This is a genomic window from Micromonospora sp. NPDC048907 (genome assembly GCF_055586885.1).
In genome coordinates, this window is sequence record NZ_JBVJHI010000006.1 from 203,666 (window position 1) to 226,130 (window position 22,465).

The following is a 22,465-nucleotide window of genomic DNA, read 5'->3' on the forward strand; positions in this document are numbered from 1 at the left end:
GCAAGCTTCCGCGCAACCGGCGTACGGGCGACGCTGCCCCGGAAGCCGCGAAGGAGGAGACTTCACCTTTAGGAGGCCAGCGTGCCTGAAGCACCGACGATCGACGGCGGCAACACCGTTTGGCTGCTGGTTTCGACCGCTCTCGTGCTGCTCATGACCCCGGGCCTGGCGCTGTTCTACGGCGGCCTGAACCGGGCCAAGGGCGTGCTCAACATGATGATGATGAGCTTCTCGGCCATCGGGCTCATCTCCGTGCTGTGGTGGTTCTACGGTTTCAGCGTCGCCTTCGGGGCCGACGTCAACGGTTTCTGGGGCGACCCCGCCGCGTACCTGGGCACCAAGACTTTCCTGGCGGAGACCGACCTCTGGGGCGCCACGGCGGAGAACCCCAGCGGCATCGGCGTCCCGCTGTACGTGTTCATGGCGTTCCAGATGGTCTTCGCGGTGATCACCGTCGCGCTGATCAGCGGCGCCATCGCCGACCGGGCGAAGTTCGCCGGCTGGCTGCTCTTCGCCTTCGGCTGGGCCACCCTGGTCTACTTCCCGGTGGCGCACTGGGTGTGGGGCGGCGGCATCATCGGCGCCAAGCTCCACGCGCTCGACTTCGCCGGCGGCACGGCCGTGCACATCAACGCCGGCGCGGCGGCGCTCGGCGTGGCCCTGGTGCTCGGCAGACGGGTCGGCTGGCCCCGCGAGGGCATGAAGCCGCACAACATTCCGCTGGTCGCGCTCGGCGCCGGCCTGCTCTGGTTCGGCTGGTTCGGCTTCAACGCCGGCTCGGAGCTGACCGTCGACTCGGTGGCCGGCCTGGCCTTCCTCAACACCCAGCTCGCCACCGCGGCCGCGGTGCTCGGCTGGCTGGCGATCGAGTGGATCAAGGACGGCAGGCCGACCATGGTCGGCGCGTCCTCCGGCGCCGTGGCCGGTCTGGTCGCCATCACCCCGGCCTGCGGCTTCATCGCCCCGTGGGCGGCCGTCCTGCTCGGCATCGTCGCCGGTGCGGTCTGCGCGCTTGCCATCAGCCTGAAGTACCGGCTCGGCTACGACGACTCCCTCGACGTGGTGGGCGTGCACTTCGTCGGCGGCTGGATCGGGTCGCTGTGGCTCGGCCTCTTCGCCACCAACTCGGTCAACGGCGCGATCAGCGACGTGGTGGGCGCCTCCGACGGCCTGCTCTACGGCGGCGGCCTGACCCAGCTCGGCCGGCAGGCCCTGGCCGGCGTCATCGTCACCGTGTGGTCGGCCGGCATCGCCTGGCTGCTCGCCTTCGCCATCGAGAAGACGATCGGCTTCCGGGTGGCGGCCGAGGCCGAGGTCGACGGCATCGACGTCGCGGAGCACGCGGAGAGCGCGTACGACCTGTCGCCCACCACGGGTGGCAGCGCCGGGGGCGCGTTCGCCATGGCCGGGATCGGCGCGAGCAGGCCGGCCCCGGAACCCACCGACCCGGCGGAGGAGCCCGCCGAGCCGGTCAGCGAGAAGGTCGCCGGTTAACGTTCCTGGGATGGAGGGGTTGGACATGAAGCTGGTGACCGCGGTCATCAAGCCGTACCAGCTGGACGCGGTGAAGGAGGCCCTGCACGCCCTCGGCGTGGCCGGCCTGACCGTCAGCGAGGTCCAGGGCTACGGCCGGCAGAAGGGGCACACCGAGGTCTACCGGGGTGCCGAGTACACGGTCGAGTTCCTGCCCAAGATCCGGGTCGAGGTGCTCACCGACGAGATGGACGTCGACAAGATCGTCGACGCCATCGTGGGCGCCGCCCGCACCGGCAAGATCGGCGACGGCAAGGTCTGGGTGACCGGCGTCGAGGAGGTCGTCCGGGTGCGTACCGGCGAGCGCGGGCTCGACGCCCTCTGACGCCGGACCCGACCGACGTGACCTCGTTGACCACGCAGACCGGCCCCACCGGGGTCGGCCCGGCCGTGGTCAACGAGGTCGCCGGCGTACCCGGGGGGATCGGCGCCGCGGCGCGCGCGGCCCGGGCCGACGCTCTGGACGCCTGGCTGCGCGGCATCTTCCCCCACCGGGAGGGCATCGCGCTGGTCGCGGTCGGCGGGCTGGGCCGCCGCCAGTGCGCGCCGCACGGCGACCTCGACCTGGTGCTGCTGCACGCCGGGGTGCCCGGCACCGACGAGCTGGCCGCCTCGCTCTGGTATCCGATCTGGGACGCCGGGCTGCGGCTGGACCACTCGGTGCGCACGGTCGCCGAGGCGCTGTCGGTGGCCCAGGACGACGTCAAGGTCGCCCTCGGCCTGCTCGACGCCCGGCACGTGGCCGGCGACCCGGTGCTGGCCGACCAGCTCGTCCGCACCGCCGCCGACCACTGGCGGCGCACCGCCGTCCGCCAGCTCCCGAAGCTGCGGGAGATCACCACCGCCCGCTGGGAGGCCCACGGCGAGCTGGCCTTCCTGCTCGAAGGCGACCTCAAGGAGGCCGCCGGCGGGCTGCGCGACGTCGGCCTCCTGCGGGCCATCGCCACCGCCGGCGTCACCGACGCCCTCCGCCCCGCCGTGCACGCCGCGCACCGGCGGCTGCTGGACACCCGCGACGCCCTGCACCAGCAGGTCGGCCGCCGGGTCGACCGGCTGGTCGCCCAGGAACGCGACGGCGTCGCTGCCCTGCTCGGGCTGCGACAGCCGCCGGGCGGCCACGCGGACGCCGAGGCGGCGACGGCCCGCGACGGAGACGCGCTGTTGCGCCGGGTGGCCGGGGACGCCCGGACCGTCAGCCACGCCCTCGACGACGCCTGGCGGGCCGCCGACCGGCTCCGCGCCGGCCGGCACCGGAACGCCGCCGGCCGGCCGCTGCGCCGCCCGGTCGCCCGGGACGTGGTCGAGCAGGACGGCGAGCTGGTCCTCGCCCGCACGGCGATCGGCGCCCGCCCCGACCCGAGCCTGTCGCTGCGGGTCGCCGCCGCCGCGGCCACCACCCGGCTGCCCATCGCCCGGGCCACCTGCGAGTGGCTGGCCGCGTACTGCCCGCCGCTGCCGGCGCCCTGGCCGCCGGCCGCCCGGGCCGCGCTGATCACCCTGCTCGGGGCCGGTCCCGGCCTGGTGCCCGCCTGGGAGACCTGCGACCGGTACGGGCTGATCGACGGCTGGCTGCCCGAGTGGACCCGGCTGCGCAGCCTGCCCCAGCACAACCCCGTGCACCGGTTCACCCTCGACCGGCACCTGGTGCAGGCCGCGTACGAGGCGAGCCGGCACACCCGGGACGTGGACCGGCCCGACCTGCTGCTGCTCGGCGCCTTCCTGCACGACATCGGCAAGGGTCTGCCGGGCGACCACAGCACCGTGGGCGCACCTCTCGCCGAGGCGGTGGCCGCCCGGATCGGGCTGCCCGCGGACGAGGCGGCGCTGATCGCCAAGCTGGTCCGGCTGCACCTGCTGCTGCCCGACGTGGCCACCCGGCGGGACCTCTCCGACCCGAAGACCGTCGCCGGTGTCGCCGAGCGGGTCGGCGACACCACCACCCTGGACCTCCTGCACGGCCTGGTCCGGGCCGACGCCGCGGCCACCGGGCCGGCCGCCTGGTCGGGCTGGAAGGGTCGGCTGGTCGCCGAACTGGTCGCCCGGGTGCGGACCGCCCTGGACACCGGCGTGGTGCCCGCCCCGCCGGCCCCCGACCCGGCGCTGGTCGCCGGGCCGCTGCCGGTCGTACACGTGGGGGAGGACCGGGTGTCGGTGGCCGCGGCCGACCGTCGGGGCCTGCTCGCCACGGTGGCCGGCTGCCTGGCCCTGCACCGGCTGGAGGTGATCTCCGCGGACGCCGCCACGGTCGACGGCCGGGCCCTGGTGCAGTGCCGGGTGCAGCCGCGCTACGGCCTGGCCCCCGACCCGATCGCGCTCACCGCCGACCTGCGCCGCGCGGTCACCGGCGACGTCTCGGTCACCCAGCGGCTGCGCGGCCGGGCGCTCGCCGCGCGGGCCCGGGGGGCCGCGCCCCGGGTGGTCTGGCACCGCGAGGCCGCCACCGACGCGGTGCTGCTGGAGCTGCGCGCCGCCGACGCGGCCGGGCTGCTCTACCGGGTCACGTGCGCCCTCGACGAGGCCGGCGCCCAGGTGCGGGCCGCCCGGATCTCCACCCTCGGCGGCGACGTGGTGGACGCGTTCTACCTGGTCGGCGGCTGGCCGCCGGAGGCGGACCGGTGCCGCGTCGAGGCCGCCGTGTTGGCCGCCGTGTAGGCGAGGGCCCTGCGGACACTACGTCCGGCGGCGTAGGCGCGGAGCCGCTCGCAGGGCGACGTGCCGGGGCCCGTCCGGCGGGACGCTCGGTGGCATGAACCTGCCAGTGCAGACCGAAGGGCTCACCAAACGGTACGGCGGCCTGACCGCCGTGCACGAACTCCAGCTGACCGTCCGGGCCGGCGAGGTGTACGGCTTCCTCGGCCCCAACGGCGCCGGCAAGACCACCACCCTGCGCATGCTGCTCGGGCTGGTCCGGCCCACCGCCGGCACGGTCCGGCTGCTCGGCCGGCCACCCGCCGCCGGCCGGCTCACCGGGGTCGGGGCGCTGATCGAGGGACCGGCCTTCTACCCGTACCTCTCCGGCCGGGAGAACCTGCGGGTGCTGGCCCGCTACGCCGGGGTCGGCGCCGACCGGGTCGCCCTCGTGCTCGACCTGGTCGACCTCACCGACCGGGCCGGCGACCGCTACGCCGGCTACTCGTTGGGCATGAAGCAGCGGCTCGGTGTGGCCGCCGCGCTGCTGAAGGATCCCCGCCTGCTGATCCTGGACGAGCCGACCAACGGCCTCGACCCGGCCGGCATGGCGGACATGCGCACGCTGATCCGCCGGCTCGGCGCGGCCGGCTGCACGGTGCTGGTCTCCAGCCACCTGCTCGGCGAGGTCGAGCAGGTGTGCGACCGGGTCGGCGTGATCGCCCGGGGCCGGCTGGTGGCCGAGGGCAGCGTCGCCGAGCTGCGCGGCGCGGCCGGGCTGCGGCTGCTCGCCGACCCGCTGGACGCGGCGGCCGCCCGGGCGCGGGAACTGGTCGGCGCCGAGCGGGTCCGGGTGGTCGACGGCGGGCTGGAGCTGGCCGTCGAGCCGGAGCGCGCCGCCTGGCTCAACACCGAGCTGGTCGGGGCCGGGCTCGCCGTGCGCGAGCTGCGCCCCCGGGAACGGGACCTGGAGCAGGTCTTCTTCGACCTCGTGGAGAGGGGAACGGCCGATGTCGCGTAGCTTCCGCGCCGAGACGGTCAAGCTCGTCCGGCGACCGGCGAGCTGGCTGCTGCTGGCCATCACGCTGGTGCTCGCACTGATCTTCACCTACGTCTTCCCGTACGCGGGCGTGGCGGGCGGCACCGACGGGCCGAACACCGGCCGCGCCCTGCCCGCGCTGCTCCCCGACCAGCTGGTCGGCAACTCGCTCGGCGGCCTGCCGGTCTTCCTCGGCTCGATCCTGCTGATCCTCGGCGTGCTCACGGTCGGCGGCGAGTACGGCTGGGGCACCTGGAAGACCGTGCTCACCCAGGGCCCGACCCGGCTGGAGGTGTACGCGGGCAAGCTGCTCGCCCTCGCCGCCGCCGCGCTGGCCGTGGTGCTGGCCGTCTTCGCGGTCGGTGCGGTCGCCAGCCTGCTCATCGCGTCCGCCGAGGCGCAGCCGGTGACCTGGCCGTCGGCCGGCGACCTGCTCACCGGTATCGGCGCGGGGTGGCTCATCGCGACGATGTGGGCCATGCTCGGTGCCGTGCTGGCCGTCGCGCTGCGCGCCGTGGCCCTGCCGGTCGGGTTGGGCCTGGTGTGGATGCTCGCCGTGCAGAACCTGCTCGCCGCGATCGCCGCGCCGCTTGTCGACTGGGTGGCGACGGCGCAGGAGGGGCTGCCGGGGCCCAACGCCGGGTCGCTGGCGGCCGCGCTCGGCGCGCCGGGCGACACCCCGGGGGTGGCGGCCACGGTCGGCGGCGGGCAGGCGGCCGTGGTGGTGGCCGCGTACCTGGTCGGGTTCGCGGCGGTCGGCGCGGTGCTGCTGCGCCGCCGGGACATCGGCTGAGGCGGGGCGGGGGAGGGGACGTGGACCGCGAGCGTGGCGACTGGGGGCCTCGCATCCTGGACGGCCTCGTCGCGCTGGCCCTGCTGGTGATCGGGCTGGCCGGCACCGCGCCGGCCGGCCACAACCAGGGCGTGGGCACCGGCCCGGTCACCTACCCGCTGGTCGTGGTTGCCGCGCTCGCGGTGGCCGTCCGCCGGCGCTGGCCGCTGGCCACCCTCGCGGTGGTCACCGCGGCGAGCACCGCCTACCTGACCCTCGGCTACCCGTACGGGCCGATCCTGCTGTCGCTGTTCGTGGGGGTCTACACGGTCGCGGCGTACCGACCGATCGGGGTCGCGGCGGTGGCCAACGGGGTGGCGCTGCTCACGCTGCTCACGCACGTCTTCGTCGGGGTGCGTCCACCCGGCGTGGTCGGGCTGATGCCGGCCGCCGCCTGGATCGTGGTGCCGTTCGCGGTGGGCGTCACCGTGCGGCTCGGCCGGGAGAACGCGGCGCGCAGCCGCACCGACGAGGCGCGCCGGCTCGCCGACGCCGAGCGGCTGCGGGTGGCCCGGGAGGTGCACGACGTGGTCGGCCACGGGCTCGCCGCGATCCACCTCCAGGCCGAGATCGCCCTGCACCTCCTGGCCCGCAAGCCCGAGCAGGCCGAGGCGGCGCTCACCGCGATCAGCCGCACCAGCAAGGAGGCGCTCGACGAGCTGCGGGTCACGCTGACCGTGGTGCGCCGCGACGAGGCCGCCGACGAGCGTGCCCCCACTCCCGGGCTGGCCCAGCTCCCGCAGTTGCGCGAGCGGCTGGCCGGCGCGGGGCTCCCGGTCACCGTCGAGGTGGACGGTGCGCCGCGCCCGCTCCCGGTCGCGGTGGACCTGGCCGCCTACCGGGTGGTGCAGGAGGCGCTGACCAACGTGCTGCGGCACGCCGGACCGGCCACCGCCACCGTCCGGATCCGGTACGCGCCGACCGAGGTCGCCGTGGAGGTCACCGACACGGGCCGCGGCGCGGCCACCCCGGCGAACGGGTCCGGCTACGGGCTGGCCGGCATGCGGGAGCGGGTCACCGCCCTGGGCGGCGTGTTCACGGCCGGCCCCGCCTCCGCCGGTGGGTTCCGGGTGTCCGCCACACTGCCCGTGGAGGAGGTCACATGATCCGCGTGCTGCTCGCCGACGACCAGGACCTGGTCCGGATCGGCCTGCGTGCCCTGGTGGAGAGCGAGGACGACCTCACCGTGGTCGGGGAGGCCGCCGACGGGCTCGCCGCCGTCGAGGCGGCCCGCCGGGAACGCCCCGACGTGGTGCTGATGGACGTCCGGATGCCCGGCGTCGACGGCATCGAGGCGACCCGCCGGATCGTCGCCGACCCCGCGCTGGCCGGCACCCGGGTGGTCGTGCTGACCACCTTCGAGCTGGACGAGTACGTCTTCGACGCGCTCCGGCACGGCGCCAGCGGCTTCCTCACCAAGGACACCCGCCCGGCCGAGCTGCTGCGGGCCATCCGGCTGGTCGCCGAGGGGGAGGCGCTGCTCTCCCCGTCGGTGACCCGGCGGGTGGTCCGCGAGTTCGCCACCCGGCCGGCCCGGGTGCCCCGCCCCCACCCCCGGCTCGACGCGCTCACCGACCGGGAACGCGAGGTGGTGGGCCTGGTCGGCGAGGGGCTGAGCAACGTCGAGATCGCCGAGCGGCTGGTGGTCAGCCCGGCCACCGCGCGGACCCACGTCAGCCGCTCGATGGTCAAGCTGGGCGCCCGGGACCGGGCCCAGCTGGTGGTCTTCGCGTACCAGTCGGGCCTGGTGCCCTCCTGACCCACCGGCGCTCCTGATTCTCTGGCGCCTCCTGACCGACCAGATGCCTCGGGCGCCTCCCGCGTCTCCGGCGTCTCCGGCGTCTCCGGCGTCTCCGGCGTCTCCGGCGTCTCCGGCGTCTCCGGCGTCTCCGGCGTCTCCCGCGTCTCCGGCGTCTCCCGCCTCTCCGGCGTCTCCGACGCCTCCAGCGTCTCCAGCGCGTGCAGCGCGTTCGGCGCATGCAGCGCGTTCGGCGCCGCCAGGACTACGGCGGCCCGGAACACTTCCTTCCGTCGCTACAACCTTGATGGCGTGAATGATTCAACCGGGGGGGGATCTCGGCGGGGTGAATTCGGCGGGGTTGGCCCTGCCATCGAGGGCCGATCGGCACAGGCGGCGCGGGTGGTGACTCATCCGCGTCATCAAGTTCCTAGCCGGCCAGGGTCGACCGCTGCACCCGAGCGTGGCCCGGTGCCGGCTCGACCGTCGCCCCTCCCCCCACTCGAGACAACGCATCCAGAAAGTGGGAAACGAAAAGATCTTGGTATGAAACGGCCCCCCTGGGGACCATTTCCGTCCAAGATCTTCAGCGGCCAGCGGCCAGCGGCCAGCGGCCAGCGGCCAGCGGCCAGCGGCCAGAAGCGCGGCGGCCGGTGGGTGGGCGGCGGCCGGCCGGCGGCGGGTGCGGCGGTTGGTGGGTGGATGTGACGGCCCTGCGGGCGGTGCGACGGTGAGTGGGGCGGCGCCGGGCCGCCGGGCCGCGGTGGCTCGCGGTGCGGTGGAGGGCGATGGTCGGCGGGTGCGGTGGGGCAGCGCTGGCCGGGCTCCTGCCCGAGGACTCCGGCGGTGGGTGGTGGCTGGCGGTGCGGTGGTGGGTCGGGTCAGAGCGTGGGTGCGGGTGGCGGGCTACCCTAGCGGTGGGCTGGACACCTGCCCGGCCGCCCTGTGCCTGCCGAAAACGACAAACGGGATGTTCGCGTGTTTGACACCTTGAGTGACCGCCTGTCCGGGATCTTCACCAAGCTCCGCGGCAAGGGTCGGCTCACCGACGCCGACATCGACGCCACCGCGCGCGAGATCCGCATGGCGCTGCTGGAGGCCGACGTCGCCCTGCCGGTGGTCAAGGGCTTCATCGCGAACGTCAAGGAGCGGGCGCGCAGCGCCGAGGTCTCCCAGGCGCTCAACCCGGCCCAGCGGATCATCAAGATCGTCAACGAGGAGCTGATCAACGTCCTCGGCGGCGAGGGGCGGCGGCTCCAGTTCGCCAAGCACCCGCCGACCGTGATCATGCTGGCCGGTCTCCAGGGTTCCGGTAAGACCACCCTCGCCGGCAAGCTGGCCCGCTGGCTCAAGGCCCAGGGCCACCAGCCGCTGCTGGTCGCCGCCGACCTCCAGCGCCCCAACGCCGTCGGGCAGCTCCAGGTGCTCGGTGGCCGCGCCGGCGTCGAGGTGTACGCCCCGGAGCCCGGCAACGGCGTCGGCAACCCGGTGCAGGTCGCGCGCGACTCGATCGAGCACGCCCGGCGGGCCGCCCGGGACATCGTCATCGTCGACACGGCCGGCCGCCTCGGCATCGACGCCGAGATGATGCAGCAGGCGGCCGACATCCGCGACGCGGTCCAGCCCGACGAGGTCATCTTCGTCATCGACGCCATGGTCGGTCAGGACGCGGTCCGCACGGCCGAGGCGTTCCGCGACGGCGTCGGCATCACCGGTGTGGTCCTCTCCAAGCTCGACGGTGACGCCCGCGGTGGCGCCGCCCTGTCGGTCCGGGAGGTCACCGGGCAGCCGATCCTGTTCGCCTCCACCGGCGAGAAGCTGGAGGACTTCGACGTCTTCCACCCCGACCGGATGGCCAGCCGGATCCTCGGCATGGGCGACGTCCTCACTCTGATCGAGCAGGCCGAGGCGGCCTTCGACGCCGATCAGAAGGAGAAGATGACCGCCAAGCTGATGGGCGGCGAGCAGTTCACCCTGGAGGACTTCCTCGATCAGCTCATCGCGGTCCGGCGGATGGGCCCGATCGCCAACGTGCTGGCCATGATGCCCGGCATGGGGCAGATGAAGGACCAGCTCGCCGAGCTGGACGACAAGCACTTCGACCGGGTCACCGCGATCATCCGGTCGATGACCCCGGCCGAGCGCACCACCCCGAAGATCATCAACGGCTCCCGCCGGGCCCGCATCGCCAGCGGCTCCGGCGTCACCGTGATGGACGTCAACCAGCTGCTCAACCGCTTCGCCGAAGCGCAGAAGATGATGAAGCAGATGGGCGGCATGATGGGCCTGCCCGGCGGTGGCCGGCGCAAGGCGACCAAGTCGCCGAAGAACAAGCGCAAGGGCACCAAGGGCGGCGGGCGGCCGCGCACCGGCGCCGGGGTGCCGGGCGGCTTCCCGGGCGGCATGCCGCAGCTCCCGCCGGGCCTCGACCCGGGCGACCTGGCCGGCGGCCAGGGCCTGCCGCCGGGCTTCAAGCTTCCGAAGATCGACTTCAACAAGCTCGGCAAGGGCGGTGACAAGGGCCCGCGCTGACGCGTGTCGGAGACGGCCCCGTCCCCTCCCGGGGGGCGGGGCCGTCGGCGTACCGCGGCGGGCTCGTGACGCGCTCGCGGGGGTGATCGGGTAGGACTGTGCACATGGCTCTGCATGTGCGCGGTGTGCTCCTGCCGGACGACGAGGTCCGGGACGTCTGGCTGGTCGGCGACCGGGTCACCTTCGAACCGGTGCCCGGCGCCGAGACGGTCGTCGACGGCGGCTTCGTGCTGCCCGGCCTGACCGACGCCCACTGCCACATCGGCATCGCCCGTGGCGGCGCCCCGATCACCTCCCTGGACCAGGCCCGCGAGCTGGCCCGCACCGACCGGGACGCCGGCGTGCTGGCCATCCGCGACGCCGGCTCGCCGTACCCGTACCCGGAACTCGACGACGAGCCGGACCTGCCGCGACTGGCCCGCGCCGGCCGGCACGTCGCGCCGCCGAAGCGCTACCTGCGCGACATCGGGGTGGAGGTCGGCGCGGCCGAGGTGGCCGCGACGGTCACCGCGCAGGCCGCCGCCGGCAACGGCTGGGTCAAGCTGGTCGGCGACTGGATCGACCGCGGGGTCGGTGACCTGGCGCCGGCCTGGGACGCCGACACGATGACCGCCGCGGTCGCCGCGGCGCACGCCGCCGGTGCGCGCGCGGCCGTGCACACCTTCTCCGAGTCGGCCGTGGAGATCATGGTGCGGGCCGGGGTGGACTCGGTGGAGCACGGCACCGGGCTGAGCCTCGACCTCGTCGACCTGATGGCCCGGCAGGGCACCGCGCTGGTGCCCACGATGATCAACATCCGCACGTTCGGTCACATCGCCGAGCAGGCCAGGGCGAAGTTCCCCGGGTACGCCGACCACATGCTCGCCCTGCGCGACCGGTTCCCCGAGGTGGTCCGCGCCGCGCACGAGGCCGGGGTGCCGATCTACGTGGGCACCGACGCGGGCGGCGGCATCGACCACGGGCTGGCCGCCGAGGAGATGCTGCTCCTGCACGAGCAGGCCGGGATGTCCGCCGAGGACGTGCTCGCCGCCGCCTCCTGGCGGGCCCGAGAGTGGCTCGGCTTCCCCGGCCTGGTCGAGGGCGGCCTGGCCGACCTGACCGTCTACCCCGAGGACCCCCGCCGCGACCTGCGGGTGGTCCGCGCCCCGTCGCGCGTCATCCTCCGCGGCCGCGTCCTTCCCGTCCCTCGCTGATCACGAGGTCCGGACCGTCCCGAACCTCCTGATCAACCGGGTGGCCGGGTGGCGGCCGTGTGGAAGAGGTGGAGGGCCAGGGTCGCCAGCTGGTCGGCGGTCTCGTCGACCGGCGACCGGGGCAGCACGATGTGGCTGACCACCAGGCGGACGATCGTGTCGGCGGCGAAGGCCCGGGCCGCGGGGTCGCCCGCCGGCAGGTGCCGGTCGGCCCACTCCAGCAGGGCCGCGGACGACTCGGCGAGCACCAGCTCGGACCGGGTGGTCAGGTAGGGCAGCAGCTCGTCGGAGCCGCCCCGGGCGCTGGTGAGGATCGCCTTGACCAGCGGGTTGTCCGCGGCGGCGGCGAGGGTGTGCCGGATGGCCGCGTACGCCGCGGCCCGCACGTCGGCGCCGTGCGCGTCGAGGGCGGCGCGGACCTCCCCGACGAAGCGGTCCACCTCGCGCCGCGCGAGCGCCTCGGCCAGGCCGGCCTTGCTGCCGAACTCGTTGTAGACGGTCTGCCGGCTCACCCCGGCGGCCCGCGCCACCCCGCCCATGCGGACGCCGTCCCAGCCCGCGGCGACCGTCTGCGCGCGGGCGGCGTCCACGATCGCGTCCCGCAGCCGCGGCGTCGGCACCTCCGGCTCGGTGCGTCCCGCGCCGCGCCGTGACCCGTCGCGCGGCACCTCCGGCTCGGCGCGTTTCGCGTGGCGCGGCGGCCGGGCGCCGGCGTCTGGAAGCTCACCCATCGCCGTCGAAGTCTACGGTCGGGCGGCGCGACACGGCGTGCGCCGACTCCCGGGCGCAGCGGCGGCCCGCCCGGCGCATAGGATGTGCGGTCATGGCACGCGTGCTCACTCCCCGTGCGGAGGACTTTCCCCGCTGGTACCAGGACCTGATCGCCAAGGCGAAGCTGGCCGACAACGGCCCGGTGCGGGGCACCATGGTCATCCGACCGGCGGGCTACGCCATCTGGGAGCGGATGCAGGCCGAGATGGACGCCCGGATCAAGGCGGCCGGCGCGGAGAACGCGTACTTCCCGCTCTTCATCCCGGAGAGCTACCTCAAGCGCGAGGCCGAGCACGTCGAGGGCTTCTCGCCCGAGCTGGCCGTCGTCACCCACGGTGGTGGCAAGCAGCTCGCCGAGCCGGTGGTGGTCCGCCCCACCAGCGAGACGGTGATCGGCGAGTTCATGGCCAAGTGGATCGACTCCTACCGGGACCTGCCGCTGCTGCTCAACCAGTGGGCGAACGTGGTCCGCTGGGAGCTGCGCCCCCGGATCTTCCTCCGTACCAGCGAGTTCCTCTGGCAGGAGGGCCACACCGCGCACGCCACCCGGGAGGACGCCCGGGCCTACGCCCGCCGGATCCTGCACGAGGCGTACGAGGACCTGATGGTCAACGTGCTCGGCATCCCCGTGGTGGTCGGCCTGAAGACCGCCCGCGAGCGCTTCGCCGGCGCCACCGCCACGTACACGTGCGAAGGCATGATGGGCGACGGCAAGGCGCTCCAGCTGGGCACGAGCCACGAGCTGGGCCAGAACTTCGCCAAGGCGTTCGACATCAGCTACTCCTCGGCCGAGGGCGGCCGGGAGCACGCCTGGACCACGTCGTGGGGCACCTCGACCCGGATGCTCGGCGGCCTGATCATGTGCCACGGCGACGACAACGGCCTCCGGGTGCCGCCGAAGCTGGCGCCGGTCCAGGCGTACGTGATGGTCGTCAAGGACGGCGAGGGCGTCGGCGAGGCGGCGGCCAAGCTGTGCGACGCGCTGCGCGACGCCGGCGTCCGGGTCGCGCTGGACGACCGGACCGACACGGCGTTCGGCCGCCGCGCGGTCGACGCCGAGCTGCGCGGCTACCCGGTGCGCGTCGAGGTCGGCCCCCGCGACCTGGCCGCCGGCAACGCGGTGGTGGTGCGGCGTACGGACGGCTCGAAGGCCCCGGTCCCGGTCGCCGACGTGGTGGGCGCGGTGCTCGCCGCGCTTGAGGCGGACCAGCAGGCGCTGCACGACCAGGCGCTGGCGTTCCGGCAGTCCCGGACCGTCGAGGTCGGCACGCTGGCCGAGGCGCTCGAGGCGGCCGCCACCGGCTGGGCCAAGGTGCCGTGGTCGGAGGTCGGCGTCCAGGGCGAGGCCGAGGCGAACGGCCAGGGCGTCACCGTCCGGTGCCTGCTCCGCGCCGACGGCTCGGTGCCCGACACCGAGGACGAGCCGGACCTGGTCGCCATCCTGGCCCGCGCCTACTGAGGTGCGTCCGGGCGATCCCACCGGCCGGTTCGCGCCCGGCCGACTGATCATGCACCGCAACGTGCGGCACGGCCGGATCGGCTGGGTCCGGTCGGCCCGCGTGGTCCTCGACGACGACCGGGGGCTGCTGCTCTGGGTGGCCCGGAACACCCCGGTGGCGCACGAGGTGACCGAGGCGGGGCTGGGGATGCGTGCCATGCCGTTCGCCGAGTGGATCACCTCGTCCTACCGGCTCGCCCAGGGGCGCTGGAACGGGCCGCCGGTGTTGAAGTTCCTGCCCGCCGGCGCCGCCCATTCGGTCTGGTGGTTCCGGGACGACCGGGGCCGGTTCAAGAACTGGTATGTCAACCTGGAGGAGCCCGGCATCCGCTGGGACGACGGCACGGTGGCCGGCGTCGACATGGTCGACCAGGACCTCGACGTGGTGGTCCACCCGGACCTGAGCTGGGAGTGGAAGGACGAGGACGAGTTCGTCGAGCGCCTGGCCTTTCCGCAGCACTACTGGGTGCCGGACGAGAAGGCGGTCCGGGCCGAGGGGGAGCGGGTGATCCGGATCGCCGAGGCCGGCGAGTTCCCCTTCGACGGCACCTGGTGCGACTTCACCCCGCCCGCCGAGTGGGACGTACCGGACGAACTGCCGCCCGGCTGGGACCGGCCGCCGGTCCGGTGAACCTGTGTCGTTCGTCACCGGCGGGGGCGACCCGAGTGAGCTGTCCGGGTCCGGTGTGAGAGATCCGGGTGGGATCTGGCAGAATGGGTCGCTGGTATCCGGCGCGCGTCCGGCGCCCTCTAACCCGGGCGCGTCGCCAGTTAACCGAGCAGTCTCCGGCCCAACCCCACTGTGCCGGGCGGCGCTCACCCGCCACACCGCCCGTACCGGGCCGGTGAAATCGCAACAGGAGCGAAACAACTGTGGCCGTAAAGATCCGGCTCCTGCGGATGGGCAAGATCCGCAACCCGCAGTACCGCATCGTCGTCGCCGACTCGCGCACCAAGCGTGACGGTCGCGCCATCGAGTTCGTCGGTGTGTACCAGCCGAAGGAGGACCCTTCGGTGATCGAGGTCAAGTCGGAGCGGGTCCAGTACTGGCTGTCGGTCGGCGCGCAGCCGAGCGAGGCCGTGCAGCGCCTGCTGGAGCTGACCGGTGACTGGCAGAAGTTCAAGGGCCTGCCGGCCCCGCCGCCGCTGAAGGTCGCCGCGGAGCGGGCCGACCGCAAGGCGGCGTACGAGGCCGAGGCGAAGGCCGCCGCCGGCGTGGCGGACACCCCGGCCCCGGCCAAGAAGGCCGCCAAGGCCCAGGCCCCGGCCGCCGAGGCCGAGGCGCCGAAGGCCGAGGAGCAGACCGGTGCCGAGTCCGGCGAGCAGGCCTGACATGGCGCTGCGTCCGGCCCTGGAGCACCTGGTCAAGGGGATCGTCGACCACCCGGACGACGTCCGGGTGCGCATGGTCGACTCCCGCCGGGGCAAGCGGCTCGAGGTCCGCGTGCACCCGGAGGACCTCGGCACGGTGATCGGGCGGTCCGGCCGGACCGCCAAGGCGCTGCGCCAGGTGATCGGCTCCATCGGTGGGCGCGGGGTGCGCGTCGACATCGTCGACTCGTACTGATGCTTCTCATCGTCGGCCGGATCGGCAAGCCGCACGGCATCCGCGGTGAGGTCACCGTGGAGGTGCGGACCGATGAGCCCGAAGCACGTTTCGCCCCCGGCGCGGTGCTGCGCACCGAGCCGGGGGCGGTCGCGCCTCCGGAGCCCGGCGCCTACCGGGTGCCGGCCACGTTGACCATCGAGTCCGCCCGGTGGCACCAGGGGCGGCTGCTGGTCAACTTCGAGGGCGTGCTGGACCGCGACGTCGCCGAGGCGCTGCGCGGCACCCTGCTCGGCGTGGACAGCGCCGACGTGGCTCCGCCGGAGGACCCGGAGGAGTTCCTGGACCACCAGTTGGTCGGGCTGGCCGTGGTGACCCCGGCCGGCGAGCGGCTGGGCGAGGTGGCCCGGATCGACCACGCCCCCGCCTCCGACCTGCTGGTGCTGCGACGCCCCGAGGGCCGCACCGCGCTCATCCCGTTCGTCAAGGCGATCGTCCCCGAGGTCGACGTCGCGGGCGGACGCGTCGTGGTGGAGCTGCCCGCCGGGCTGCTCGACCTCTGACTGGAGCCACCCCCTCATGCGCGTCGACATCGTGTCGATCTTCCCCGAGTACTTCGCCCCGCTGGACCTGTCGCTGATCGGCAAGGCCCGGGCGGGCGGCACGCTGCGGCTGGCCGTACACGATCTGCGGACCTGGACCCACGACGTGCACCGCACGGTCGACGACACCCCCTACGGCGGCGGCCCCGGCATGGTGATGCGGCCGGAGCCGTGGGGCGAGGCCCTCGACGCCCTGGCCCCCGACGAGCTGAGCCCGGACGGGCACACCCTGCCCCGGCTGCTCGTCCCGTCGCCGGCCGGCGTCCCGTTCACCCAGGCCATGGCCCACGAGCTGGCCGCCGAGTCGCACCTGCTGTTCGCCTGCGGCCGCTACGAGGGCATCGACCAGCGGGTGCTCGACCACGCGGCGACCCGGATGCGGGTGACCGAGGTCTCGCTGGGCGACTACGTGCTCTTCGGCGGCGAGGTGGCCGTGCTGGTCATCCTGGAGGCGGTCACCCGGCTGCTGCCCGGGGTGCTCGGCAACGCCGGCTCGCTGGACGAGGAGTCGCACGCCCACGGGCTGCTGGAAGCGCCCATGTACACGAAGCCGGCGGAGTGGCGCGGGCACGAGGTGCCCGAGGTGCTCCGCTCCGGCGACCACGGGAAGATCGCCCGCTGGCGGCGTGACGAGGCGCTGCTGCGGACGGCGGCCCGCCGCCCCGACATGATCGCCGCGCTGCCGCCGGAGAGCCTGGACAAGCGGGACCGGGTGGCCCTGGACCGGGGTGGATTTCAGCCCCGGCCGGGTGATGTGGCAAAGTAGAGGGGTTGCCGCTTCCGTCCACGCCGTGGACGGATGCGAGGACCCTCGACCGGGGTCGGCGTCGCCGGCCACCACCCGGGGGTCAGAATCACCCATCCGCGCATCGACTGACGATGCGCCGTGAGCCTCACGAGGACGCAGCGATGAACATCCTGGACGCCCTTGACGCCCAGTCGAAGCGCGTTGACCTGCCCGACTTCCGCGCCGGTGACACCGTGAAGGTGCACGCGCGGGTCGTCGAGGGCAACCGGTCCCGGGTCCAGATCTTCCAGGGCGTCGTCATCCGCCGCCAGGGTGACGGCCTGCGCGAGACCTTCTCGGTCCGCAAGATCAGCTTCGGTGTGGGGGTGGAGCGCACCTACCCGCTGAACAGCCCGGCCCTCGACCGGATCGAGGTCGTGACCCGCGGTGACGTGCGGCGCGCCAAGCTCTACTACCTGCGCGAGCTGCGGGGCAAGAAGGCCAAGATCAAGGAGCTGCGCGAGAAGCAGCCGGCGAGCTGAATTTTCCCTCGCCACGCCGCCTGACCTGTGCGGATGTCGTATCGACCGGAGCGCATTACCCTGGTCGTACGGGCGCCGGGGGACGGCGCGCCGCGCCCACTCGACGCGGTGTCACAGCGGTCCACTACCGCCCGTGGGGTCTCTGCCGGAGACTCCCGGGCGGTAGTGTCGTTTCCGCGGACCGGAGAGTGGCATGGTGCAGATGCTTGACGAGGACGGCACCGTCGACCCGTGGCGCCGACGGCGGCGCACCCGCCGGCAGATGCCGCTGTGGCAGGAACTGCCCCTGCTCCTCGTCGTCGCCTTCTGCCTCGCGGTGCTGATCCGCACCTTTCTGCTCCAGGCGTTCTTCATCCCGTCCGGGTCGATGGAGAACACCCTGCTCGTCGGCGACCGGGTGCTGGTCAACAAGGTCGTCTACGACGTCCGCGACCCGGTCCGCGGCGAGGTGGTCGTGTTCCGCGGCACCGACCGGTGGGTCGCCCAGGAGGCCCCCGCCCCGCCGACCAACTTCGCCGGCAAGGTCGGCCGCACCCTGGGTGACCTGGTCGGCGTCAGCCGCCCCGGCGAGAAGGACTTCATCAAGCGGGTCATCGGGGTGCCCGGTGACCGGGTCTGGTGCTGCGACAAGGGGCGGGTCGTGGTCAACGGCGTGCCGCTGGAGGAGCAGGGCTACGTCTCCGAGGACTCCCCGGTCGACCTACCGCCGAACCCGAAGGAGTGCCGCTCCCGGCAGTTCACCGAGATCGTCGTGCCGCCGGGGCAGATCTTCGTGATGGGCGACCACCGGCTGGTCTCCCAGGACGCCCGGTGCCAGGGCCCGGTGCCGATCGACAACGTGGTCGGCCGGGCCTTTATGATCGTCTGGCCGTCGCAGCGCTGGACCACCTTGCCGGTCCCGGACACCTTCGACGACCTGCCGCAGCCGAACGCCGCGCCGGCCGGGCCGGCCCCGGTGGATCCCGACCCGGTGGGCGGCGTCGTGCTGATCCTCCCGGTCACGGCCGCGCTCTCCGTTCTCGCGCGTTCGGGGCGACTGCGCCACGGCCGGGGACGTAGGCTCCACCCGTGATTGACGAGCAGACCGAGAAGCCGCGCAGTTCCTTCTGGAAAGAGCTGCCCATCCTCCTGGGCGTGGCGATCCTGGTCGCAGTGCTGGTTCGTGCCTTCGTGCTGCAGACCTTCTTCATCCCCTCGCCGTCCATGGAGAACACCCTCAAGATCGACGATCGGGTGCTGGTCAACAAGCTGGTGTACGACTTCCGCTCGCCGCACCGCGGCGAGGTGATCGTGTTCAAGGCGCCCACCGAGTGGAGCGGCAACCCGCAGGGCGAGGACTTCATCAAGCGCGTGATCGGGGTCGGCGGGGACCACGTGGTCTGCTGCGACCGCACCGGCCCGCAGGAACGGTTGATCATCAACGGCAAGCCGATCGACGAGCCGTTCATCTTCCCCGGCAACAAGCCTGCCGACCAGGATTTCGACATCACCGTGCCGAAGGGCCGGCTCTGGGTGATGGGCGACCACCGGGAGGCCTCGGGGGACTCGCTGGAGCACTGGCAGCAGTCCGGCGAGGACATCACCGAGGCGACCATCCCGGAGGACCAGGTGATCGGGCGGGCCTTCACGATCTTCTGGCCGGTCGGCCGGGCGACCTGGCTCAGCGTGCCGGACCAGTTCGACGGCATCCCCAACCCCTGACTTGGCGGCCCGCCCCGGTGACCACGCCCGCCCCCGCAGAGCCGGAGGGCGTGGGCGTTCGTCGGAGGCGTCTGGCAGGCTTGTGCGGTGACCGTCTACACCCCTCGTCGCGCGGCCCGGGTGCTGCTCGTCGACGCGTCCGACCGGGTGCTGCTGTTCGAGGGCAGTGACCCGGCCCGGCCGGATCACCGCTACTGGTTCACCCCCGGCGGCGGCCTCGACCCGGGGGAGAGCCCGGCCGAGGGCGCGGCACGGGAGCTGGCCGAGGAGACCGGGCTGCGGCTCGCCCCGGCCGAGCTGGGCGCCCCGGTCTGGGCGGAGACGGTCGAGTTCCCGTTCGACGGTGTCTGGTACCGGCAGGAGCAGGAGTTCTTCCTGTTCCGCGTGCCGACCTGGGAGGTCGACACGACCGGCTTCGACGAGGTCGAGCAGGCCAGCGTGCACGGCCACCGCTGGTGGTCGGCCGGCGAGCTGGCCGCCACGACCGAGCGCTACTACCCGCCGGACCTGGCGGACCGGCTCGCCCGGGCGCTCGCCGGGGGTGTCCCGTGCTGACCCCGCCGCGCACCGTGGTGCGCCGCGACGGCGGCCTGTACGCGCTGGAGCGGGCGCTGCAACGGCGCGGCTTCCGGCACGTGGCCGGCGCCGACGAGGCCGGCCGGGGGGCCTGCGCCGGGCCGCTGGTGGCCGCCGCCGCGGTGCTGCCTGAGGGGCGGCGCGGCGAGATCGACGAGCTGGCCGACTCCAAGCTGCTCACCCCGGCGGCCCGGGAACGCGTCTACGAGGAGGTCGTGGCGCGGGCCCTGGCGTACGCGGTGGTGATCATCCCCGCCGAGGAGGTCGACGCGCGCGGGCTGCACGTGTGCAACCTGGCCGCCATGCGCCGGGCGCTCGCCTCGCTGACCACCCGCCCGGAATACGTGCTGACCGACGGCTTCGGCGTGGACGGGCTGGACGTGCCGGGCCTGGCGGTCTGGAAGGGGGACCGAGTGGCCGCCTGCGTGGCGGCGGCGAGCGTGCTCGCCAAGGTCACCCGGGACCGGATCATGGTGGAACTGGACGAGCGGCACCCCGGCTACGGCTTCGCCGAGCACAAGGGCTACATCACTCCCGAGCACAGCGCCGCGCTGCGCGAGCGGGGGCCCTGCCGGGAACACCGCTTCTCGTACGTGAACGTGGCCACCGTCTCGGGGCGGGACGGCCGGCCGCCCCGGTCCCGCCGGCCGGCTGCCGGCAGCCCCGACGAGGTGCTCTTCGGCGCCCCGGACGGGGCGTTCGACGACGGTCCGGACGAGCCGATGGAGCGCTCCGACGCGGCAGGGGGTACCGTCGGCGTGGCGTTGGGCGAGCAGCCGCGACCTCCGGCGTCGGTGGGGGAAGATGTGGTCATGGAAGGCGGAGTGCGATGAGCGCGGAAGATCTCGAGAAGTACGAAACCGAGATGGAGCTGCAGCTCTACCGGGAGTACCGCGACATTGTCCGCCAATTCTCCTACGTGGTGGAGACCGAGCGCCGCTTCTACCTGGCCAACCAGGTCGACCTGCACGTGCGTAACTCGGACGGCGAGGTCTACTTCGAGGTCGAGATGCACGACGCCTGGGTGTGGGACATGTACCGCCCCGCCCGTTTCGTCAAGAATGTCCGCGTGATGACGTTCAAGGACGTCAATGTGGAAGAGCTCGAAAAGCCCGACATCTCGCTTCCCGCAGATTCCGGATTCGGCGGCTGACGCCAGCCGTCCCCGCGGCCGGCGGGCCCGGAGGCCCGGCCGACCACCCGAGGCGGATCACTCCGCCAGCACGACCGCCTCGACCCGCTGCACCAGGTTGTTCGCGAACCCGCCCCGGTTCCACGGCTGCTCCACCGGCTGGGTCCGCCCGGAGGCGTCGACCGCCCGGGCGCCCAGCACGTGCCGCCCCGGCGTCGCCCGCCACGACACCTGCCACCGCCGCCACGCCCACTCGCCCCCGGTGGGCTCGTCCAGGGTCGCCGGCACCCACGTCGTGCCGCCGTCGAAGGTCACCTCGACGGCCGTCACCGGCGCGTGCCCCGACCAGGCCCGACCGTCCACCGTGCACGGCCCCGGCCGCAGCACCCGGGCGCGCGACATGAAATCCGGGAAGCCCGGCGGGCGGACCAGCGCGCGAGGCTCGATCCGGGTCACCGGCACGCCAGGGTCGTCGGCGTCCTGCCGCAGCCGGTACGCCACCGCGTTCTGGTAGCCGTCGAACGGCTCGGTCAGCACCCGGATGTCGCGCAGCCACTTGACGTGCGCCATGCCGTACCAGCCCGGCACGATCAGCCGCAGCGGCGCACCGTGCTGCGGCAGCAGGGGAGCGCCGTTCATCTCGTACGCGAGCAGCACCTCCTCGCGCAGCGCGTCCGCGACCGGCAGCGCCCGCTGGTAGTCCTGCTCGACGCCGCGCTCCACCCCGTGGTCCGCGCCGGTGAAGACCACGTCCACGGCGTCGGCCGGCAACCCGGCCTCGCGGAGCAGCGGGGCCAGCGGGGTGCCGGTCCACTCGGCGTTGCCCACCGCCTCCACCAGCCACGGCTGGCTGACCGGGCGGGGGTGCAGCAGCGCCCGGCCGTTCCCCGCGCACTCCAGCGTCACCCGGTGGGTGACCCGGGGCCGCTCCCGCAGCGCCGCCAGGTCGAGGCGGAGCGGACGCGCGACCGCGCCGCCCACGGTCAGCGCGTGCGCCGCCGGGTCGACGTCCGGGATGTCGTAGTGGATGAGCAGGTAGTGCAGGCCGGCCGGGGTCACGTCGTAGCGCAGCGCCTCCAGCGGGATGCCGTGGTTGCGCGCGGCCAACTGGAGTTCCTCGGCGCTGATCGCCTCGTCCGGGCCGGCGACCCGGGAGGGCCGGCTCACGTCGTCGACGGTGGTCATCTCGCTGCTCCTCGGCGGTTCAGGGGTGGGTGAGACGGTCGTAGCCGATGAACTCGAACATCGCCGCGCCCCGCTCCAGCGGGCGGGGCCGGCCGCCGAAGCGGTGCACGCCGACGCCGACCCGGTCGGCCGGGCTGGTCACCGCGACCGGCGTGAAGCCCTCCTCGGCGAACCAGTCGCAGATGGCGGGCACCAGGTCCGGTTCGCCGCGGTGCCGGGTCCAGAAGACCGTGCCGCCGGTGGCGCAGAGCGAGGCGCAGTGCCGCACGGTGGCCCGGATGTCGGCGTCGGTGATGTTCCCGAAGATGCCGCAGACCAGGACGAGGTCCGCCGGCACGAGGTCGGCGTACCGGTCGGTCGACGCGGCGTCCCCGACGACCACCTCCACGCCGGTCAGCCCCGCCTCGGCGGCCGCCCGCCGGGCCACCTCGGCGTTGCGGGGGTCCAGCTCCACGAGGCGGGCCGTCACGTCCCGGCCGCGCGGATGGTCGGCGAGCACCGGGATCAGGTCCCGCCCCTGCCCGGCGCAGAGGCTGATCGCGCGCAGCGGTCCGGGCGGCGCGGCGTCCAGCGCCTCGGCGATGCGGTCCCGCACCTCGGCGAGCCGCCGGGACAGCGAGGAGTCGGGCTGGTCGTAGTCGGTGTGCCAGGCGTACCAGTCCTTCGTCACGCGGCCAGCATAGGCGGCGC

24 protein-coding genes are annotated in these 22,465 nt (G+C 74.0%); 21 read left to right on the forward strand and 3 right to left on the reverse strand.

Annotation, left to right across the window (positions count from 1 at the left end):
• The first annotated feature begins 81 nt into the window (after positions 1-81).
• The 9 genes from ACZ6PY_RS22430 (at position 82) to ACZ6PY_RS22470 (ending at position 11,495) form a co-directional block, all read left to right on the forward strand.
• Positions 82-1,494: an ammonium transporter gene (locus ACZ6PY_RS22430; protein ID WP_466074847.1), complete on the forward strand. Its 1,413-nt coding sequence runs from the start codon at positions 82-84 to the stop codon at positions 1,492-1,494.
• 25 nt (positions 1,495-1,519) lie between these two features.
• Positions 1,520-1,858 (forward strand): P-II family nitrogen regulator, encoded by a 339-nt coding sequence (locus ACZ6PY_RS22435; RefSeq protein ID WP_013284578.1) that lies wholly within the window; start codon positions 1,520-1,522, stop codon positions 1,856-1,858.
• 17 nt (positions 1,859-1,875) lie between these two features.
• Complete coding sequence (locus tag ACZ6PY_RS22440) at positions 1,876-4,185, forward strand: [protein-PII] uridylyltransferase (protein WP_466074848.1); 2,310 nt, start codon at positions 1,876-1,878, stop codon at positions 4,183-4,185.
• 94 nt (positions 4,186-4,279) lie between these two features.
• Positions 4,280-5,182 (forward strand): ABC transporter ATP-binding protein, encoded by a 903-nt coding sequence (locus ACZ6PY_RS22445; protein ID WP_466074849.1) that lies wholly within the window; start codon positions 4,280-4,282, stop codon positions 5,180-5,182.
• Positions 5,172-5,993, forward strand: a complete 822-nt coding sequence (locus ACZ6PY_RS22450) for an ABC transporter permease (protein ID WP_466074850.1) — start codon at positions 5,172-5,174, stop codon at positions 5,991-5,993. The genes ACZ6PY_RS22445 and ACZ6PY_RS22450 overlap by 11 nt, the downstream gene beginning before the upstream one ends.
• 20 nt (positions 5,994-6,013) lie before the next feature.
• On the forward strand, positions 6,014-7,138 hold the full coding sequence (locus ACZ6PY_RS22455; protein ID WP_466074851.1) for a sensor histidine kinase: 1,125 nt from the start codon (positions 6,014-6,016) through the stop codon (positions 7,136-7,138).
• Positions 7,135-7,791 (forward strand): response regulator transcription factor, encoded by a 657-nt coding sequence (locus ACZ6PY_RS22460; RefSeq protein ID WP_466074852.1) that lies wholly within the window; start codon positions 7,135-7,137, stop codon positions 7,789-7,791. The genes ACZ6PY_RS22455 and ACZ6PY_RS22460 overlap by 4 nt, the downstream gene beginning before the upstream one ends.
• Positions 7,792-8,748: 957 nt before the next feature.
• Positions 8,749-10,302: a signal recognition particle protein gene (gene ffh, locus ACZ6PY_RS22465; RefSeq protein ID WP_466074853.1), complete on the forward strand. Its 1,554-nt coding sequence runs from the start codon at positions 8,749-8,751 to the stop codon at positions 10,300-10,302.
• Between the two features lie 104 nt (positions 10,303-10,406).
• Entirely contained in the window at positions 10,407-11,495 is a 1,089-nt protein-coding gene (locus ACZ6PY_RS22470; RefSeq protein ID WP_466074854.1) for an amidohydrolase family protein, read from the forward strand.
• A 32-nt stretch (positions 11,496-11,527) separates the two neighbouring features.
• Here the strand turns inward: ACZ6PY_RS22470 and ACZ6PY_RS22475 are convergent, their stop codons facing one another.
• The gene (locus tag ACZ6PY_RS22475; protein WP_466075213.1) at positions 11,528-12,100 is read right to left on the reverse strand and encodes a TetR/AcrR family transcriptional regulator; all 573 of its coding nucleotides are present in this window, start codon (positions 12,098-12,100) and stop codon (positions 11,528-11,530) included.
• Positions 12,101-12,318: 218 nt separating this feature from the next.
• Here ACZ6PY_RS22475 and proS point away from each other — a divergent pair, with 218 nt between their 5' ends.
• From proS to ACZ6PY_RS22535, 12 genes are all read left to right on the forward strand, one after another.
• On the forward strand, positions 12,319-13,725 hold the full coding sequence (gene proS, locus ACZ6PY_RS22480; protein ID WP_466074855.1) for a proline--tRNA ligase: 1,407 nt from the start codon (positions 12,319-12,321) through the stop codon (positions 13,723-13,725).
• A gap of 49 nt (positions 13,726-13,774) precedes the next feature.
• Entirely contained in the window at positions 13,775-14,395 is a 621-nt protein-coding gene (locus ACZ6PY_RS22485; RefSeq protein ID WP_466075215.1) for a ribonuclease FAU-1 family protein, read from the forward strand.
• A gap of 242 nt (positions 14,396-14,637) precedes the next feature.
• Complete coding sequence (gene rpsP, locus ACZ6PY_RS22490) at positions 14,638-15,096, forward strand: 30S ribosomal protein S16 (RefSeq protein ID WP_091268710.1); 459 nt, start codon at positions 14,638-14,640, stop codon at positions 15,094-15,096.
• Complete coding sequence (locus ACZ6PY_RS22495; protein WP_030500803.1) at positions 15,071-15,331, forward strand: RNA-binding protein; 261 nt, start codon at positions 15,071-15,073, stop codon at positions 15,329-15,331. Before rpsP ends, ACZ6PY_RS22495 begins: the two co-directional genes overlap by 26 nt.
• Complete coding sequence (gene rimM / locus ACZ6PY_RS22500) at positions 15,331-15,873, forward strand: ribosome maturation factor RimM (protein ID WP_466074856.1); 543 nt, start codon at positions 15,331-15,333, stop codon at positions 15,871-15,873. The genes ACZ6PY_RS22495 and rimM overlap by 1 nt, the downstream gene beginning before the upstream one ends.
• A gap of 16 nt (positions 15,874-15,889) precedes the next feature.
• The gene (gene trmD, locus ACZ6PY_RS22505; protein WP_466074857.1) at positions 15,890-16,678 is read left to right on the forward strand and encodes a tRNA (guanosine(37)-N1)-methyltransferase TrmD; all 789 of its coding nucleotides are present in this window, start codon (positions 15,890-15,892) and stop codon (positions 16,676-16,678) included.
• 143 nt (positions 16,679-16,821) lie between these two features.
• Complete coding sequence (gene rplS / locus ACZ6PY_RS22510) at positions 16,822-17,181, forward strand: 50S ribosomal protein L19 (RefSeq protein WP_262281412.1); 360 nt, start codon at positions 16,822-16,824, stop codon at positions 17,179-17,181.
• A gap of 193 nt (positions 17,182-17,374) precedes the next feature.
• Positions 17,375-18,253: a signal peptidase I gene (gene lepB / locus ACZ6PY_RS22515; protein WP_466074858.1), complete on the forward strand. Its 879-nt coding sequence runs from the start codon at positions 17,375-17,377 to the stop codon at positions 18,251-18,253.
• Positions 18,250-18,882: a signal peptidase I gene (lepB, locus tag ACZ6PY_RS22520; RefSeq protein WP_466074859.1), complete on the forward strand. Its 633-nt coding sequence runs from the start codon at positions 18,250-18,252 to the stop codon at positions 18,880-18,882. The genes lepB (ACZ6PY_RS22515) and lepB (ACZ6PY_RS22520) overlap by 4 nt, the downstream gene beginning before the upstream one ends.
• Positions 18,883-18,969: 87 nt before the next feature.
• A complete protein-coding gene (locus tag ACZ6PY_RS22525) occupies positions 18,970-19,437 on the forward strand; it encodes an NUDIX hydrolase (RefSeq protein ID WP_466074860.1) in 468 nt (155 codons plus the stop codon).
• On the forward strand, positions 19,431-20,291 hold the full coding sequence (locus ACZ6PY_RS22530; RefSeq protein ID WP_433286024.1) for a ribonuclease HII: 861 nt from the start codon (positions 19,431-19,433) through the stop codon (positions 20,289-20,291). The genes ACZ6PY_RS22525 and ACZ6PY_RS22530 overlap by 7 nt, the downstream gene beginning before the upstream one ends.
• The gene (locus ACZ6PY_RS22535; RefSeq protein WP_007075222.1) at positions 20,288-20,611 is read left to right on the forward strand and encodes a DUF2469 domain-containing protein; all 324 of its coding nucleotides are present in this window, start codon (positions 20,288-20,290) and stop codon (positions 20,609-20,611) included. The genes ACZ6PY_RS22530 and ACZ6PY_RS22535 overlap by 4 nt, the downstream gene beginning before the upstream one ends.
• A 57-nt stretch (positions 20,612-20,668) precedes the next feature.
• On the opposite strand, the gene ACZ6PY_RS22540 is transcribed toward ACZ6PY_RS22535, so the two are convergent.
• Together ACZ6PY_RS22540 and ACZ6PY_RS22545 are read right to left on the reverse strand one after the other, a co-directional pair.
• On the reverse strand, positions 20,669-21,775 hold the full coding sequence (locus ACZ6PY_RS22540) for a sulfite oxidase (protein ID WP_466074861.1): 1,107 nt from the start codon (positions 21,773-21,775) through the stop codon (positions 20,669-20,671).
• A 19-nt stretch (positions 21,776-21,794) separates the two neighbouring features.
• Positions 21,795-22,445 carry a methyltransferase domain-containing protein gene (locus ACZ6PY_RS22545; protein ID WP_466074862.1) on the reverse strand — a complete coding sequence of 217 codons (651 nt, stop codon included), beginning with the start codon at positions 22,443-22,445 and terminating at the stop codon, positions 21,795-21,797.
• Positions 22,446-22,465: the final 20 nt, after the last annotated feature.

Bases quoted from the DNA above. Each gene is read 5' to 3' on its own strand.
- ACZ6PY_RS22435 (WP_013284578.1), top strand. From the start codon at position 1,520: ATGAAGCTGGTGACCGCGGTCATCAAGCCGTACCAGCTGGACGCGGTG.
- ACZ6PY_RS22445 (WP_466074849.1), top strand. From the start codon at position 4,280: ATGAACCTGCCAGTGCAGACCGAAGGGCTCACCAAACGGTACGGCGGC.
- ACZ6PY_RS22450 (WP_466074850.1), top strand. From the start codon at position 5,172: ATGTCGCGTAGCTTCCGCGCCGAGACGGTCAAGCTCGTCCGGCGACCG.
- ACZ6PY_RS22460 (WP_466074852.1), top strand. From the start codon at position 7,135: ATGATCCGCGTGCTGCTCGCCGACGACCAGGACCTGGTCCGGATCGGC.
- ACZ6PY_RS22470 (WP_466074854.1), top strand. From the start codon at position 10,407: ATGGCTCTGCATGTGCGCGGTGTGCTCCTGCCGGACGACGAGGTCCGG.
- proS (WP_466074855.1), top strand. From the start codon at position 12,319: ATGGCACGCGTGCTCACTCCCCGTGCGGAGGACTTTCCCCGCTGGTAC.
- ACZ6PY_RS22485 (WP_466075215.1), top strand. From the start codon at position 13,775: ATGCACCGCAACGTGCGGCACGGCCGGATCGGCTGGGTCCGGTCGGCC.
- rimM (WP_466074856.1), top strand. From the start codon at position 15,331: ATGCTTCTCATCGTCGGCCGGATCGGCAAGCCGCACGGCATCCGCGGT.
- trmD (WP_466074857.1), top strand. From the start codon at position 15,890: ATGCGCGTCGACATCGTGTCGATCTTCCCCGAGTACTTCGCCCCGCTG.
- rplS (WP_262281412.1), top strand. From the start codon at position 16,822: ATGAACATCCTGGACGCCCTTGACGCCCAGTCGAAGCGCGTTGACCTG.
- lepB (WP_466074858.1), top strand. From the start codon at position 17,375: ATGGTGCAGATGCTTGACGAGGACGGCACCGTCGACCCGTGGCGCCGA.
- ACZ6PY_RS22535 (WP_007075222.1), top strand. From the start codon at position 20,288: ATGAGCGCGGAAGATCTCGAGAAGTACGAAACCGAGATGGAGCTGCAG.
- ACZ6PY_RS22540 (WP_466074861.1), bottom strand. From the start codon at position 21,775: ATGACCACCGTCGACGACGTGAGCCGGCCCTCCCGGGTCGCCGGCCCG.